Raw genomic sequence first — 16933 nt, 5'->3', positions numbered from 1 at the left:
AAATGGGAAAGCCAACCGGATTTTTGGAATATGAAAGAAAGGTAGAAGCCTATGCTCCTGCCCAGGAGCGAGTAAAAGCATTCAAGGAGTTTACCATTCCTCTTGAAGAAAAGGAACTAAAAAATCAGGGTGCACGCTGTATGGATTGCGGGGTTCCATTTTGCCATAGCGGCTGTCCTTTAGGTAACTTGATTCCCGATTTTAATGATGCTGTTTACAAAGGTAAATGGGAGAGAGCGGCTAAAATATTACATAGCACTAATAATTTCCCTGAGTTTACAGGTAGATTGTGCCCTGCACCTTGTGAAGAGGCTTGTGTATTAAACATCAATGAGGATCCTGTAACTATAGAAAATATCGAAAAAAATATAGCAGAGCAGGCTTTTGAGAATGGATGGGTTCAAGCACAAATCCCGGAGAGTAGGACAGGTAAAAAAGTGGCTGTAATAGGATCTGGTCCTGCAGGTCTTGCCGCAGCACAACAACTAAACAGAGCGGGACATTATGTTACCGTTTATGAAAGAGATGAAAAAGCAGGAGGCCTTTTAAGATATGGCATCCCGGATTTTAAATTGGAAAAATCCATAATAGATCGACGCTTGGAAGTCCTGGAAGAAGAAGGGATAAAATTTATAACCAAAGCGCATGTAGGGAAAAATATTGCAGTAGAGAAAATTAAATTGGAGTACGATGCACTAGTGCTTTGCGGCGGTGCAACGGTGAGTCGGCCATTGCCAATTAAAGGAGCTCATTTAAAGGGAATATATCAGGCGATGGATTTCTTGCCACAAAACAATAGGAGAGTAGATAATTTGCCATTTTCGGGAGAGGAAATTTCAGCAAAAAATAAGAAAGTAGTGGTAATTGGCGGTGGAGATACTGGAAGTGATTGTATAGGAACTTCTTTTAGGCAAGGAGCGCTTAGTGTTGCCAACTTTGAGATTATGGGTAAGGCTAGCTTGGAAAGGCCTAAAAATCAGCCTTGGCCCTATTGGCCTATGAGGCTTCGAACTACTTCCTCCCATAAAGAAGGAGCAGAAAGGCAATGGAGCATTTCCACAAAAGAGTTTTTGGGAGATAAGGATGGGAATTTAACTGGTTTGATCACTACACAGGTAGAATGGACGCATAAGCTGGGGGAACGTCCGCAGCTATCGGAAGTTCTTGGAACCGAACAAAAATGGGACTGCGATCTGGCATTGCTGGCATTGGGTTTTACCGGGAGTGAAACCACTTTGGCAGAACAATTGGGTTTAAAAATGGATGCTAGATCCAATGTAAAAGCATCCCTAGATAATTATATGAGCAATGTTCCCGGAATTTTTGTGGCAGGCGATATGAGAAAAGGTCAATCCCTTATAGTGTGGGCAATTTCAGAAGGGCGGGAGGCTGCGTATCATGTAGATAAATATTTAATGGGAGTTTCAAACTTACCGCTTAAAGGAGATGGGGATTTGCCGAGGGTGTAATTTTTTGATGGTATTTAAAAAAAAATGTTGTTGGATCAGAGGGAGTTCATTTTCTTTTGGGATAAATTGGTGAGCATGCATTCGAGACAGCGTCTGTAGGACTGTAACAATATAATTATAAAACAAAAAAAGCCGGCTCGATAGGGAAGCCGACTTTTAAAATACTATCAGGAAAAAGTTATTCCATGATCGAGTATATACTGTAAGAATTTGCCGGAGCCTCGAGGCTTACCAACCCATCTGCTCCCGTAGTTGGAGAAAAGGAGGAATTCCTACTATAATCCATTAACTTTTTGGAAGTCCAATGAGTTACTGTTTCTCTTCGCTTGTTATTCCCGCTTGTATTTATATAAAGAATCAATCCAGGATTATTCCCAGTCCCGTTTCTTTTCATAATATATTCATCTTTATCTACATATAACATCTCCACTTCGCCAGTAGCTATGCTGTTATGAATGGCAATTAATTGCTTTAACTGCTCCTGAAATGCAGGATCTTCATAATCTGAATAAAAAATCGTCGGATACCCATCGTGGGTGAGAATGTAAGCATAGGCTTTTAATTTGTTTTCTTTGGCAATGCGATTATCTTCATTGGAATCTTTCTCGGTATCATGATTTGCCACAAAAGTAACCGCCATTTCAGGATTGGATTTTCTAAGCATATCTTTTTCCAGGTAAGTAAGATCATCATTGCGGTCAAAAGCTTCTTCCATTTTGTAGAAGGCGGCAAAATCGAAGGCAGGAATACCTGAGGCTTCTACCCATGCCGCTAGGTTTGCCCCATTGCCATCCCAGTTTTCGCCAACAGCAAATCCACCTACAGCGTTCATCCATTCTTTGATCACCCAAGGTTCGTAGCCTTGTACATAGTCAAAGCGCCAGCCGTCAAAGCCCATCACATTTTTGTAGTATTTAGCTACGGAATTATCATTTTTCCATAGCCACTCCTGAACGCGCTCCCGGTTATGATCCAGGTTCTGTTCCGGATAGAACAAACTTCCCTCATCAAAATCGCTTACGCCGTTTGGATAAAAATCTTCAAAATTACGGTTAAACATTCCAGAAGCATTCCCATTCTCTTCATTGAAAAGGGTATAAGTGTTTTTATCCCGGTAGGGATTGTATTCTTCACCACCTCCTGAATTATGATTGATTACAATATCGGCAATCACTTCCAGGTTGTTATCATGGGCTTTTGAGATAAGGCTTTCTAATTCTTCCCTGGTTCCGAAGCGGGTTGCAACGGTACCGTGTTGGTTATATTCGCCAAAGTCAAAATAATCTGAAGGATCATATCCCATCGAATACCCGCCAGATTGTCCTTTGGTGGCTACAGGCAACCAAAGGCGATCTATACCGGCATCTGCCCATCCTACAACTTTATCAGAGAGGTTGATCCACCACTCAAAGCGGGGTTCCACATCCCAGTAAAAAGTTTGCATCATTACCCCGGAGCCGTTATCATAATTGGATAGATCCAATGCTTTGGGAGTAACCGGCGTAGGGTTTTCACCGCCCCCGGTAACATCGTCTATGGGATCTACAGGATCATTGTCACTTGAACACGCGCTTAAAGAGAGCAGTGCAGCAAACATGCTTCCGTATATTAATTTTCTTGTTTTCATGTATTTAATTATTAAAAGTAAAAAAACTGTCTAAAATTGATTTTTTTGGATTAACATTCGCCTTAATAAAGCTGGAATATTACCGTAAAACTTTTCTAGACAGCTTTAATATAAAGTCAGCTAGCCCTTGATTATTCTGTTGCAGTAGGAATAAAGATATACCTCTTGGTAATATCGTTAAACCAAATGGTATATGTTCCTGCACTTACCGGAATGTTCGCACCATCTAAAGCTTGACCACTAATGGCACTGCCTGTTCCCCAGCTAACAGCCCAATCATTATCTACCCTAAATTTCATTTCACCATTCCCCAGTTCAACATCTTGAATGTACCAAATGTGAGCATCAAATTCAGATTGAGTCATGTCAGTATCCTCATCCCACCCCCCAGAAGTAGCGTCACCAATAATACCAATAGAACCATAAGTGGCCTCTGCGCTGGCATCATATTCTGCCCAGGTGTAGGTCATGTCATCCAAGTTTACCATAAAGCTATAATATGCGTCGGCCGCTACCGGGAAAGCAGTAGGATCTTCACCCAACAGGTCACTACTTGTAAAAGATTCCCCATCAAGGCCCCATTGTGGTTGCCAAGCACCCTTGTTTTCAAGTAATTTAAAACCTTCTACATCTGCTCCACCTTTGAACCTTCCAGTGAAATAGTATATGTTTTCATTTGCTGGATCCCTAAATAATGGAGTGTTGTTATTATCGTTGCTCCATCCAGCAGCGGTTGCATCACCTACCATATACAGCTCGCGTTTGGCAGGTTCTCCTTCTACAGCTGCTTCAGGCATAACCACCGTAATAGATTTAACTTCAGAAGTTGTGTTCAAAGCATTCCCTCCATCATTACCTGCAAAAGCTTTTACTCTAAAATAAACTTGCCCTGTGTTAGGTGCTTCAGTTTCAGCGTCGTTATCCAAACCTGCATCATTAGCAAGTGTGATTAACTGACTTACTTTTACTGCTAAATTATTGTCACCTGTACTTGCAATAACATCGAAGCTTGAGAAATCTGCACTTGTTGATGCTTGAAGCTCATACGTTATATTGGTTGGAACATCAAAATCTACAGTATTCCAAACAAATCTTTCTGCAATATTGCTGGAAGTCGCTGGAGTTAATACATAAGTATCATTAAAAGAATTAATGAAATTTATACCTTCAACGTCTGGCTGGGCAATAAAAACTACATCATCATCACTAGAACAGGAATTCAATCCTAAAAGTGAAACAAACGCAAACAATAATATTAATAATTTTTTCATTTTTAATTTTTTAAAATTAGTATCCTGGATTTTGTTTTAAATTGGTGTTTACACCTAGATCTGAAGCTGGTATCGGCATAATATTTCTAAATGAAGAAGTTGTAGTTCCTTGTGGAACACCACCTTTAAATGCCCATATTCCATTTTCTGTAAACTGGTTGAATCTTATAAGATCTGTTCTTCTTTGAGCTTCCCAGTATAATTCCCTACCCCTTTCATTTATTATAAAATCTAAAGTAAGATCTGAAGCAGCGATGTTTCCACTAGAATCTCCATAAGCTCTTTCCTTTAACTCATTAATATAAGTTACAGCCTCGCCAGTGCTTCCGCCACCGCCTCTAAGTACTGCTTCTGCATACATTAAGTAAGCATCTGCAAGTCTAAACATTGGGAAATCGGTGTCTGGAAATTCTCCTGTAGAATCACTTCCTTGGTTTCCATTTATATCTACATTCTTATATTTTGCAACAGCAAATCCATCAGTAAATACAGAGATATTATTGATTTCTTTATTCTGACCTTCTGTATAAAAAATGGCTCTTTTATCTTCAGATTCTGCTCCATTAGGGAAAAGGTTTACAAACTGTGGAGTTGTTCTTAATCCAGCCCATCCGCTACTTACCCCAAAATTAGCAGGATCCATAGAACCTCCAATCGAAGCATGTATTATAAAAGTCATTCCACCATAGGCTTGGGTGTTTAAACCATCAAAAGTGATTGGGAAAATCACCTCTTCTTGTGCGCCATTTGTATCGTTATCTGCTAAAAATAAATACTGATAAGGCACATCTGGAATAGAATATCCAGCCTGGATAACTTTTGTGGTATAGGCGATAACATCTGTATATCGACCTTGTCCTGTATACACTTCAGAATTCAAATACAATTTAGAAAGCAACATCCAAACTGCAGCTTGATCTGCTCTACCATATTCATTTTGTCTTGCAGGTACAATAGTGCTTTCAATAGCTAATAATTCTCCTTCTATATAGCTAAAAAGATCTGCTCTTTGAATTTGTGGTGGTAAGAAAGCTCCAATAGGATCTTCTTCTGTTACAAACGGTGGATTCCCGAAAAGATCCATTGCGTGATAATAGCTTAAAGCTCTTAAAAATCTTGCTTCAGCTCTATATTCTGCAATTTCAGATTTTAAATCTCCCGTTACTCCACGCGCATCTAATTTAGCATCTGTAGTTTGACGTAAAAATTCATTTGTCAATGCTATTTGGTATAACAACCTGCTGTACATGGTTCTAATAAACTCATTTCCTGAAGTCCATGTTTGAGAATGAAGATCTTTAATAGTTCCATCATTCCACCCAATTACAGCTTCATCTGTAGTAAGTTCTTGAAGTTTAAAGAAAAGTCTCATATAGTTTGAGAATCCTTCATCCAATCCTGCTAAATCTGCATTTCCTGCAGGTCCTTGTTGTCCACTCAAAGAAAATCCCGCATATAATTTAGCGGTAAATTCCCTGTAAGAATCGGGATTATCAAAAACCGTGGCAGAGGTTTCTCTGTTATCCTCAGGTTTTAGTTCTAAGTCGTCCTGGCAAGACCACAATAATATTGTGCTCATAAAAAGGATCATGACTGGTTTAAAATTTCTATACATAATAATAGCTATTTGTTTTTTATTTTCTAGAAAGAAAGATTTAATCCTAACACAACATTTCTTGTTCTAGGGTAAAAGTTATTATCTATTCCATTTCCAATTTCTGGGTCTAGACCTTCGTAATCTGTAATTACAAATAAATTAGAACCTGTAATACTTGCTCTTACATCTACCTCCTCTCCTGGGAAAAGATATCCTAGAGACACATTATCTAACCTCACAAAATCAGCATTTCTTATATAATAATCTGAAAATATTTGAGATGCTTCAAAATTAGACTCTAAAACATTTGCATTTAAATTAGAATAATAGGCTTGTGGTGTTACTGTTCCGGCACCAACAAACCCATTTCCAGATTGTGTGCTGTTGTACACATAGTTTCCAAAATTCCCTCTAAAAGTGAAGCTGAAATCTAAATTCTTGTAATTAATTGTATTTGTTAACCCCATAAAATAATCTGGAGTTGCCTTCTTGTAAGCTTGACGATCTGCTTCGGTTATTTGGTTGTCTCCATTCACATCTACATATGCCCCTTCAATAGGGTTTCCTTCTTCATTGTAAACTTGACGATATACAAAAAAGGTAGTAGGATCATAACCTTCTTTCCAGATTTGGATATTGTTACCAACACCGCCACCTATTCCTCCTTGTGGAATAAAGAAATTAGGATCGTTTCCTAAAGATAAGGCAGTTATTTCGAGATCCTGAAATGAAATGTTATAATTAACATTCCAGTTAAAATCTTCTTTACGAACAATTGCAGCATCCAAACCAACTTCAATTCCACGACTTACCGTTTCTCCCACATTGGTGGTTAGTAAATCTGAAAGATTGGCACCTGCGGGTACTGGTACTGTTGCCAAAAGATCTTTAGTTTCCCTGTAATAAGCATCTACGCTCCCAGATACTCTATTGTCAAAAAATCCAAAATCCAATCCAATATTGGAAGTTTTTAATTCTTCCCATTTTAAATTTTCGTCAAATTCTTCAGGCCTTAAGGTACTTATAAAAGTATTTCCGAATTGCACCTTTGCTCCATTTTGGCTAGGCGTGTAAATACCAAGGTATCCATAATTAGGGCCAATCTCTTGGTTTCCTGTTATCCCGTATCCAGCCCTTAATTTTAAATTACTGAATACGTTGCTGTTTTCCATGAAAGATTCGTTCATGATCTTCCATCCTACAGATACTGAAGGAAAACTACTCCATCTGTTATCTTCAGAAAATCTTGAAGAACCATCTCTACGGTAACTTGCAGAAATTAAGTATCTATTAGAGATATCAAAACTTGCTCGCGCAAAATACGATTCTAAAGAATTTCTATTGATACTTATAGGGTTAGTAATAAGAGCATTGGTTTGAGTAGTTCTACTTTTGCTATTAATAAAGAACTCCTGGTAAGAATGTCCTGCTGTAAGATCAAGTTTAGTATCAATAGCATCTATTTCGTTTTTATAATTGAAGTAAAAATCCAATAAGGTATTTCTGTTGATTCCTTCATAGAAATTATCAAAACGAATAGATTGGTTATTGGCAGCCGATGTAATTGGCCTTGTTTCATATCCATTCAATTCAGCATAATCGAAACCTGCATTTAAATTGAATCTTAATTCTGGTAAAAAGGAGAATCTATAGTCTAAATTTAAGTTAGTAATGTTTCTTTTGTTCTTGGCGTTGTTGTCTCTTTGCTGTAAAAGTGCCAATGGGTTTCTGGTGGCTTGTCTAAATTCATCATCAGTTGTGTCTCCCCCTCTAAATTCAAAATAGCCATCAAAAGGACTGGTTGGGTCGTACACAGCCTGTGTAGGATCGAAACCTATCGCAGCGCCAATAGCACCTGTATCTGCGTAACTATTTTCATCTAAGATAGCTTTAGAATTAAGAGTTAACTTAAGATTGTTATCTAAGAGATTTTGAGTCAAAGTTAAATTCAACGCATTACGCTCATAGAAATCTGTTTTTAAAACCCCTTGCTGATCTGTATGGTTGAAATTTAATCTGTATGTAAAATTATCATATCCCTGACCAACTGTAATATTATGGATAGCTCCATAAGCTCTTCTGTAAATTTGGTCTTGCCAGTCTGTATCTGATGTTCCTAACAAACTAGGATCTGTACCTTCTGTACTTTCAATGATATTTCTGAACTGTGCAGCATTTAGGATACTTACTTTATCTGTAATTTCTCCACCAGTAATTTTAAGATCATATTCTACAGCAAAATCTGTTTTTGTAACTCCTTTTTTAGTAGTAATAAGAATTACTCCATTGGATGCGCGTGAACCATAAATGGAAGTTGCAGCAGCATCTTTAAGAATTACAAAATCTTCAATTTCATTAGGGTTAATCACATTCAGCTGGTTTCTAACACCTTGAACCCCTCTTTGATCTAAAGGAATTCCATCTACAACAATAAGCGGAGAATTATTCCCAGATAGGGAAGATCCACCACGAATTCTTATTTCTCCACCACCACCTGGCTCGCTGCTTGGAGTAATACGTACTCCTGCAGATTTCCCAGCAATAAGTTGCTCTGGAGAGATCACAGCTCCTTTATTGAATTTTTCAGGATCTATTTTTTCTACAGCTCCTGTTGCATCTTGTTGGGTTGTAGATCCATAACCAATCAATAATACTTCCTCTAAAGCATTCTGGCTTTCGTCTAATGTAATATCTATAGATGCTTGTCCATTATAAGGAACTTCTTGAGTAGTAAATCCTAAAAATGAAAATACCAGCACATTTCCCTCTGCCAAATTGGTTATAGTGTACTTACCGTCAAAATCTGTGGTAGTACCATTGGTTGTTCCTTTTACAATTATATTTGCTCCAGGGACTGGGAGACCGGTTGCGCTTTCTGTGACTGTACCGCTAACAGTTTGTTGGGCAAAAAAGCTCATTGGCAGCATGAAGAGCAAGATCAATGAACTTTTAAATAATTTTTCCATAAATGTTTTTGATTAATTCAACTAAAATTCAACTTTATATTCTCACTTCCTGATGCTAAATGTATGTAAACTAATTGTTAATTTTTTGGCGAAGCCCCCGATTTAGCTAGCGAAAACGTTTTCGTGTTGAAAACTTTCGTAAATTAACGTTTCCCCAAAATATTTGTAATAATTTTACATGACAATAATTAATTTCCAGCCCTACCAAGAATCCTATGAAAAAAAGATTGACCCTTAAATTAATAGCAAAAGAATTGGATGTTTCCGTTTCCACAGTTTCCAAAGCCTTACGGGACAGTGCGGAAATAAGCGAGGATACGCGCCAAAAGATCAAAGCCTTCGCAAAATTGTACAATTACAAGCCCAACAATATTGCCTTAAGCCTCAAAAACAGAAAGACCAAGACAATAGGAGTGATCATTCCCGAGATCGTTCATCATTTTTTTACCACGGTTATAAGTGGAATAGAGCACGTTGCCAATGAAAAGGGGTACCATGTAATTATTTGTAGCTCGAATAATTCCTTCGATAAGGAGGTAATAAATATGGAAATCCTTGCCAATGGAAGTACAGATGGATTTATTTTATCTGTTGCCAAAGAAACGCAGCAAAAAAAAGATTATCACCATCTTACTGAAATTATAGAGCAGGGAATGCCTTTGGTGATGTTCGACAGGGTTATAGAAGAGATTAATTGCGATAAAATAATCATCGATGATTTCTTGGGGGCCAAAAAAGCGGTGCAGTATCTTATCGATAAAAAATGCCGAAAAATAGGCCTGATCACTACCATAGATTACGTAAGCGTAGGAAAATTAAGGACCCAAGGCTATACCCAAGCATTAAAAGAAAACAATATACAACTAGATGAAGATCTAATTTTAAAAGTGGAGGATTTCGATCATAGCGAAACTGAAATTCAATCTTTTTTAAAGGATAAACAAATGGATGCCCTATTTGCCGTGAACGAACATTTTGCCATTTATGCCATTAAAGCATTTCAGGAACAAGGCTTAAAAGTGCCAGATGATGTCCAGGTCATAGGATTTACAGATGGGGAACTCTCCAAGAGGTTTATTCCAAGCCTTACAACGATAAACCAACATGGAGAAGAGATGGGGGCCCAAGCAGCACGTTTGCTTATCAAAAAATTGGAGAACGATGCTGCTGAAGAAGAACCTTTTGAAACCATAATTATCGAAACCGGACTTGTAGAGCGAAATTCCACAAAAAAATAATTTTACTGCTAACAATTAAAAATTTATATATCTTTACCGACTTATAAGTTTAGTCAAAACTAATATTTTCACTTCCGTAAATACGTTTTGACGAGTCATAGTGCTTGTCGTAATAGAAATTAATCTTACGATATGCAAAAACGCAACCTTAGTTTTTGGGAGATCTGGAACATGAGTTTTGGATTCCTGGGCATTCAATTTGGATTTGCTTTACAAAATGCCAACACCTCAAGGATTTTTGAGACATTGGGCGCCAATGTAGAAGATATTCCCATTTTATGGATTGCCGCACCGGTTACAGGGCTAATTGTTCAGCCAATTATAGGATATTTTAGCGATCGCACTTGGACCAAATTAGGCAGAAGACGCCCCTATTTCTTGGTAGGAGCCATCCTTTCATCAATTGCTTTGTTTATTATGCCCAATTCCCCCACGCTTTGGGTAGCTGCCGGAACGCTGTGGATCATGGATGCTTCCATAAACATTTCTATGGAACCATTCCGGGCTTTTGTAGGGGATAATCTTCCCGAACGCCAGCGTACGCTTGGTTTTTCCATGCAAAGTTTCTTTATAGGGATAGGAGCCGTCGTTGGTTCTCTATTGCCTTATATGTTTACAAATTGGTTTGGATTAAGCAATACCGCACCCGAAGGGATTATCCCAGACTCCGTAAAATGGTCATTTTATGTGGGAGGGGTCGTGTTTTTTCTCGCTGTTCTCTGGACCGTTTTTAAATCCAAGGAATATTCTCCCGAGGAATTGGCAGCCTTTGATAAGGCAGATAAAGCACTAACGGCTGATAAAGTTGAAATTAAAGACAAGCGAAAAAATATCAAGCAACAGTTTATTTCTGGTCTTGTTATGGCCGGGATTGGCGCAATTTTTTCTGCGATGATCTTTTATAAAGGGCTAACCAAAGAATTGTATATACTTTTTGTGGGACTCCTAATTGTGGGAGTCTTGTTTATGATCGTTTCGCAACTTCGCAAAAAAGAAGTTAGAAATGGATTTACGATCATAATAACCGATATGCTAAATATGCCTCCAACCATGAAGCAATTGGCATGGGTGCAATTCTTCTCATGGTTCGCGCTTTTTTCAATGTGGATCTACACCACTCAAGCGGTTACAGGTCATGTATTTGGCACTTCCGATACTACTTCAGAATTATATAACGATGCAGCCGATTGGGTTACTGTAATGTTTACGGTTTATAATGGTGTGGCAGCCGCTGTTGCGTTTCTATTGCCGGTTTTGGCGAGAAGGACCAGTAATAAATTCACCCATTTATTGGCGCTCTGTGCCGGAGGATTGGGTTTGATTTCCATCTATTTCCTTTCAGATAAAGTTGGATTGTTATTGGCAATGGTAGGAGTAGGGATTGCTTGGGCAAGTATTTTGTCTATTCCATATGCAATGTTATCAGGTGCGTTGCCATCCAACAAAATGGGATATTATATGGGGGTTTTTAACTTTTTTATAGTGATCCCTCAAATTGTGGCAGCAACAATTTTAGGATTTTTAGTAAAAGAATTGTTTGGAAATCAGCCAATATATGCCCTTATAATAGGTGGTTTCTCCATGATCCTTGCGGGAATCCTTACCCTTAGAGTAAAAACACAACGTAAAATAAATATCAGTGAATAAAATTAAAGGAGTAATATTCGATTTGGATGGAGTGATCGTAGATACCGCAAAATTCCATTTCCTGGCATGGAAAAAACTGGCCAATGGCCTGGGCTTCGATTTTACAGAGCTTCAAAATGAAGAATTAAAAGGAGTGAGCCGAGTGCGATCCCTCGAGAAAATATTGGAATGGGGCAACACGAGCTTATCGGAAGATGAATTCAGGGAAAAAATGGCGGTTAAAAACGACAATTATTTGTCTTATATCACCACCCTTACCAGTGAAGATATCCTGCCCGGGGTTTCCAAAATAATAGATTTTCTTTCCGAAGAAAATATTCCAATTGCATTGGGCTCTGCCAGTAAGAACGCGCGCCCTATTTTGAAGAAAACAGGATTGCTTGAAAAATTCCAGGCAATTGTGGACGGGAACGATGTAAGTAAAGCCAAACCAGATCCAGAGGTTTTCAATATTGCTGCTGAAAAAATTGGTGTGGCTCCAGAAAACTGTCTCGTCTTTGAAGATTCGGTTGCAGGAGTGCAAGCCGCGAATATCGCAGGAATGATAAGTGTAGGAATCGGTGAAAAGGAAGTGCTTCACGAAGCAGACTATATTTTCAGCAGTTTTGAAGAGATTGAAGAAGAATTTTTAAAAAAATTATTGACTACGTAAGAATGAATCAAGATTATATAAAACCAGACAATTGGTCTATCATAGAAGAAGGTTTCGATAAGGATCGAGTAGAATCTTCAGAAAGTTTATTCAGTATAGGAAACGGGAAAATGGGCCAGCGCGCCAATTTTGAAGAACAATATACAGGTGCAACCTTTCAAGGAAGTTACATCGCCGGAGTGTATTACCCGGATAAGACCAAAGTGGGTTGGTGGAAAAATGGCTATCCGGAATATTTTGCGAAAGTATTGAATGCTCCCAACTGGATTGGTATTAACGTTTTAGTAAACGGAGAAGCCCTAGATTTAAATACATGTAAAAAAGTAGAAGATTTTAGGCGGGAACTAAATATGCAAGAAGGTTGGTATAAGCGTAGTTTCATTGCCACTTTGCCCAATGATATTTCGATAAAAGTAATAACTACCAGGTTTTTGTCCTTGGAATTGGATGAAGTTGGTGCTATAGATTATCAAGTAGGGCTATTGAATGCAGATGCAGAGATTATTTTTCAACCTTATTTGGATAGCGGGATTTCCAATACCGATGCCAACTGGGAAGAGCATTTTTGGGAAACCCTTGAAGTAAAATCTGAAAAAGACCAAGGATTTATAGTTTCAAAAACATTAAAAACAGAATTTCATGCCTGTACTTTTATGCAATCGGAAATTTATGTGAACCACAAAAAAACAGCGATAGATTTTTCCGAAGAGATCCAAGAAAATAAAATAAGCTTCAGCTATAAAATTTCAGCTGAAAAAGGGGCAACGCTAAGCATTCAGAAATTTGCGGGTTACGTGACAGATATGAATCATGATCGCAAAGACCTAATTCAACCTGCTAAAGCAGTATTGGCCAGGGCCGTAAAAATGGGCTTCGAAGGCTTGCTTCAGCAACAAAAAGATGCTTGGGCAAAGATCTGGGAAATGGCAGATATCTCCATCACAGGAGATGTAAAAGCACAACAAGGGATCCGATTTAATATTTTTCAGTTAAATCAGACCTATTCCGGGAAAGATGAACGCTTGAATATTGGTCCAAAAGGGTTTACCGGCGAGAAATATGGGGGAAGCACCTATTGGGATACCGAAGCTTATTGCATTCCATTTTATATGGCGACCAAAGACCAACAAGTTGCGCGAAATTTGCTTTCTTATAGGTACAATCAGTTGGACAAAGCAATAGAGAATGCCGAAAAATTAGGTTTTTCGAATGGTGCTGCTTTGTATCCTATGGTAACAATGAACGGGGAAGAGAGCCATAACGAATGGGAGATCACTTTTGAAGAGATCCACCGAAATGGTGCCATGGTGTTCGCTATTTACAATTATGTGCGATATACGGGAGATTTCGATTATATCCCCGAAAAAGGACTTGAAGTGATGATCGCGGTTGCGCGTTTTTGGCAACAACGTGCCAACTTCAGCAACGATAAAAATAAATTTGTGATCTTGGGAGTTACCGGCCCAAACGAATATGAAAACAATGTAAACAATAACTGGTATACCAATTACCTGGCGAAATGGTGTATCGATTATTGTTTGGAAACATTGAAAAAAGTAAAAGATGGACATGCAGAGGATTTTGACCGGATCTTTGGTTTGACCAACCTTTCTGAAGCGGAGTTGATGAAATGGCAAGAAGTGGCAGATAATATGTACTTCCCATATTCTGAAAATTTAGAGGTGTTCCTTCAGCAGGACGGCTTTTTAGATAAAGAATTGGTTCCAGTCGAGAAATTAGATAAAAAACAGCGTCCAATCAACCAGAAGTGGAGTTGGGACAGGATTTTAAGATCTTGCTATATAAAACAAGCAGATGTCCTCCAAGGTTTCTACTTTTTTGAAGATCAATTCGATGAAAAAGAACTAGCAAGGCATTTCGATTTTTATGAGCCTTTAACCGTTCATGAGTCCTCACTTTCCCCCTGTGTACATAGTATCCAGGCTGCAAAGTTGGGAAGAATGAAGCAAGCTTATGAGTTTTATGTGCGTACATCCAGATTGGATTTGGACGATTACAATAATGAAGTGAAAGAAGGTTGCCATATTACGAGTATGGCCGGAACCTGGATGAGTATTGTGGAAGGCTTTGGTGGAATGCGGGTAGTGAACGATCAACTTTCTTTTAATCCTAGAATTCCAGATGAATGGGATGGATATTCTTTTAAAGTGAATTTCAGAAATCAGATTTTAAAAGTGGATGTTAAAAAAGACAACACCTCTTTTAGTTTGGAAGGAAACGAGGCTATAAAAATTTCGGTAAAAGGGAAAGAAATAGAGGTTCATCCAGATACCGCGTTAATCGTATAAAAGCTTAAATTATTTATCATGAAACAATTCTTTTTTTTGTTTTTATTTATTTCAGCAGTAAATGTAAATGCCCAAATTGAACGGATGGAACCTCCATTTTGGTGGGCAGGCATGGAGAATTCTGAAGTTCAGGTGATGTACTATGGAAAAGATATTGCAACGTACCAGGTTTCGGCTGGAGAAGGGCTTCTTTTTCAAAATGTGGTTAAAACAGAGAACCCTAATTATGTGTTTGTTACCATAGAAACTGAAGGCCTAAAGCCTGGATCTTATATAATTAACTTTCAGAAAAAAGGAAAAACTGTTTTCAGTAAACCTTATGAGCTAAAGAAGCGCAGAGAAAATTCGGCCTTGAGGAAGGGTTTCGATGCTAGTGATGCCATGTACCTTATTATGCCGGATCGTTTTGCCAATGGGAACCCAGAAAACGATTCTTCCCCAAAAATGGTCGAAAAAGCAGACCGTACAAACTTGGGTGGGCGCCACGGAGGGGATTTACAGGGAGTTATAGATAATTTGGATTATTTGGAGGATCTTGGAATTACAACATTATGGAGCACTCCCCTTTTGGAAGATAACGATAAAACCTATTCCTACCATACCTATGCGCAAAGTGACGTTTATACTATAGATCCTAGATACGGCTCTAACGAAGATTATAAAAAGTTAGCAGATGAAATGCATAAAAGGGATATGAAATTGGTGATGGATTATGTGACCAATCATTGGGGTGCAGAGCATTGGATGATCAAGGACCTGCCAACTTACGATTGGATCCATCAATTTCCGGGATATGCCAATTCAAACTATAGAATGACCACGCAATACGATCCCAACAGATCCCAGATAGATTGGAAGTATTGCGTAGATGGTTGGTTTGTAAGCTCTATGCCAGATCTCAATCAGAGTAACCCATTGGTGCTGAATTACCTTACCCAAAATGCTATTTGGTGGATAGAATATGCCAATTTAGACGGTTTTAGGGTAGATACCTATTCGTATAACGATAAAGATGGAATCGCTGCATGGACGAAAGCTATCATGAAGGAATACCCGCATTTTAATATCGTAGGAGAAGTTTGGATGCACGATCAGGCACAAATTTCTTACTGGCAAAAGGATAGCCCAATTGGAGCTATACAAAGTTATAATTCCAATTTGCCGTCTGTGATGGATTTTACGCTTCATGATGCTATCATGAGCGTTTTTGATGAAGAAAATGCAAGTTGGGACCAGGGAATGATCAAGGTGTATGAGAATTTCGTGAACGACTTTTTGTATGCAGATATCAATAACATGTTGGTTTTTGCGGGGAATCATGATACCGATAGATTTAATGAAATCTATAAAAGCGACCTAAACAAATATAAACTGGCAATGACGTTGGTGCTTACTACCCGTGGGATTCCGCAGTTGTATTATGGAGATGAAATAGGGATGGTTGGAAATAAGGCAAAACTGGGGGATGGGGATATTCGGAGAGATTTCCCGGGAGGCTGGAAAGGAGATTCGCAATCTGCTTTTTCTGAAGCCGGAAGAACAGATGTTCAGAATAGCTATCATTCGTTCACCAAGAAATTACTGAATTATAGAAAAAATAAAGAAGTGCTGCACTTCGGGAAATTGCTACAGTACTTGCCAGAGAATAATGTGTATGTCTATTTTAGGTACAATGATACAGCGCGAGTGATGGTGGTGATCAATAACAACACAGAAGACCAGGAATTAGATCTTGCTCGTTTTGCTGAAGGATTGGCAGAAAGTAGCGCTGGAAAAGAAATAATATCTGATAGGCAAATAGAATTAAGCGATAAATTGAAGATCGATGGGAAATCCTCTTTGGTGATCGAATTGAAATAATGAATTAATGATTGCCCGTTAAGATTCCTAATGTAAGTTTTTGTCACCTTGAGCGGAGTCGAAAGGTCAAACAAAAACGCCTCGATACAACGGGATTTCTAGCATCCCAGTAAATTAGGATGAGACCCAGAAACGAGTTCAGGGTGACGTAGGGAAATATTGAAATAATGAATTAATGATTGCCCGTTAAGATACCTAATGTAAGTTTTTGTCACCTTGAGCGGAGTCGAAAGGTCAAACAAAAACGTCTTTAGTGATTGAATTGAAATATTGTTTTATGATTGTTGGATTTAGTGC

10 protein-coding genes are annotated in these 16933 nt (G+C 38.4%); 6 read left to right on the top strand and 4 right to left on the bottom strand.

Features of this window, described 5'->3' with window-relative positions:
* The first annotated feature begins 2 nt into the window (after nucleotides 1-2).
* A complete protein-coding gene (locus JM83_RS01105; RefSeq protein WP_144958575.1) occupies nucleotides 3-1469 on the top strand; it encodes a glutamate synthase subunit beta in 1467 nt (488 codons plus the stop codon).
* Nucleotides 1470-1647: 178 nt separating this feature from the next.
* Here the strand turns inward: JM83_RS01105 and JM83_RS01100 are convergent, their stop codons facing one another.
* The 4 genes from JM83_RS01100 to JM83_RS01085 form a co-directional block, all read right to left on the bottom strand.
* Complete coding sequence (locus JM83_RS01100; protein WP_144958573.1) at nucleotides 1648-3096, bottom strand: alpha-amylase; 1449 nt, start codon at nucleotides 3094-3096, stop codon at nucleotides 1648-1650.
* A gap of 131 nt (nucleotides 3097-3227) precedes the next feature.
* Nucleotides 3228-4367, bottom strand: coding sequence for a SusF/SusE family outer membrane protein (locus JM83_RS01095; protein WP_144958571.1), 1140 nt, complete (start codon nucleotides 4365-4367; stop codon nucleotides 3228-3230).
* Between the two features lie 16 nt (nucleotides 4368-4383).
* Entirely contained in the window at nucleotides 4384-5946 is a 1563-nt protein-coding gene (locus JM83_RS01090) for a RagB/SusD family nutrient uptake outer membrane protein (RefSeq protein WP_261376296.1), read from the bottom strand.
* A 62-nt stretch (nucleotides 5947-6008) separates the two neighbouring features.
* Nucleotides 6009-8930, bottom strand: a complete 2922-nt coding sequence (locus JM83_RS01085) for a SusC/RagA family TonB-linked outer membrane protein (RefSeq protein ID WP_144958569.1) — start codon at nucleotides 8928-8930, stop codon at nucleotides 6009-6011.
* Between the two features lie 215 nt (nucleotides 8931-9145).
* Between JM83_RS01085 and JM83_RS01080 the strand changes: the two genes are divergently transcribed.
* From JM83_RS01080 to JM83_RS01060, 5 genes are all read left to right on the top strand, one after another.
* On the top strand, nucleotides 9146-10168 hold the full coding sequence (locus JM83_RS01080) for a LacI family DNA-binding transcriptional regulator (protein WP_144958567.1): 1023 nt from the start codon (nucleotides 9146-9148) through the stop codon (nucleotides 10166-10168).
* A 132-nt stretch (nucleotides 10169-10300) separates the two neighbouring features.
* A complete protein-coding gene (locus JM83_RS01075; protein ID WP_144958565.1) occupies nucleotides 10301-11815 on the top strand; it encodes an MFS transporter in 1515 nt (504 codons plus the stop codon).
* Complete coding sequence (gene pgmB / locus JM83_RS01070; protein ID WP_144958563.1) at nucleotides 11808-12467, top strand: beta-phosphoglucomutase; 660 nt, start codon at nucleotides 11808-11810, stop codon at nucleotides 12465-12467. Before JM83_RS01075 ends, pgmB begins: the two co-directional genes overlap by 8 nt.
* A gap of 2 nt (nucleotides 12468-12469) precedes the next feature.
* Nucleotides 12470-14776 carry a glycoside hydrolase family 65 protein gene (locus JM83_RS01065; RefSeq protein WP_144958561.1) on the top strand — a complete coding sequence of 769 codons (2307 nt, stop codon included), beginning with the start codon at nucleotides 12470-12472 and terminating at the stop codon, nucleotides 14774-14776.
* An 18-nt stretch (nucleotides 14777-14794) separates the two neighbouring features.
* A complete protein-coding gene (locus JM83_RS01060) occupies nucleotides 14795-16636 on the top strand; it encodes a glycoside hydrolase family 13 protein (protein ID WP_144958559.1) in 1842 nt (613 codons plus the stop codon).
* Nucleotides 16637-16933 lie beyond the last annotated feature (297 nt).

The sequence above is a fragment of the Gillisia sp. Hel_I_86 genome (assembly GCF_007827275.1).
Lineage (GTDB): Bacteria > Bacteroidota > Bacteroidia > Flavobacteriales > Flavobacteriaceae > Gillisia.
Note: the sequence above shows the minus strand (reverse complement) of the source record. Positions and strands in the feature narration are given on the sequence as shown.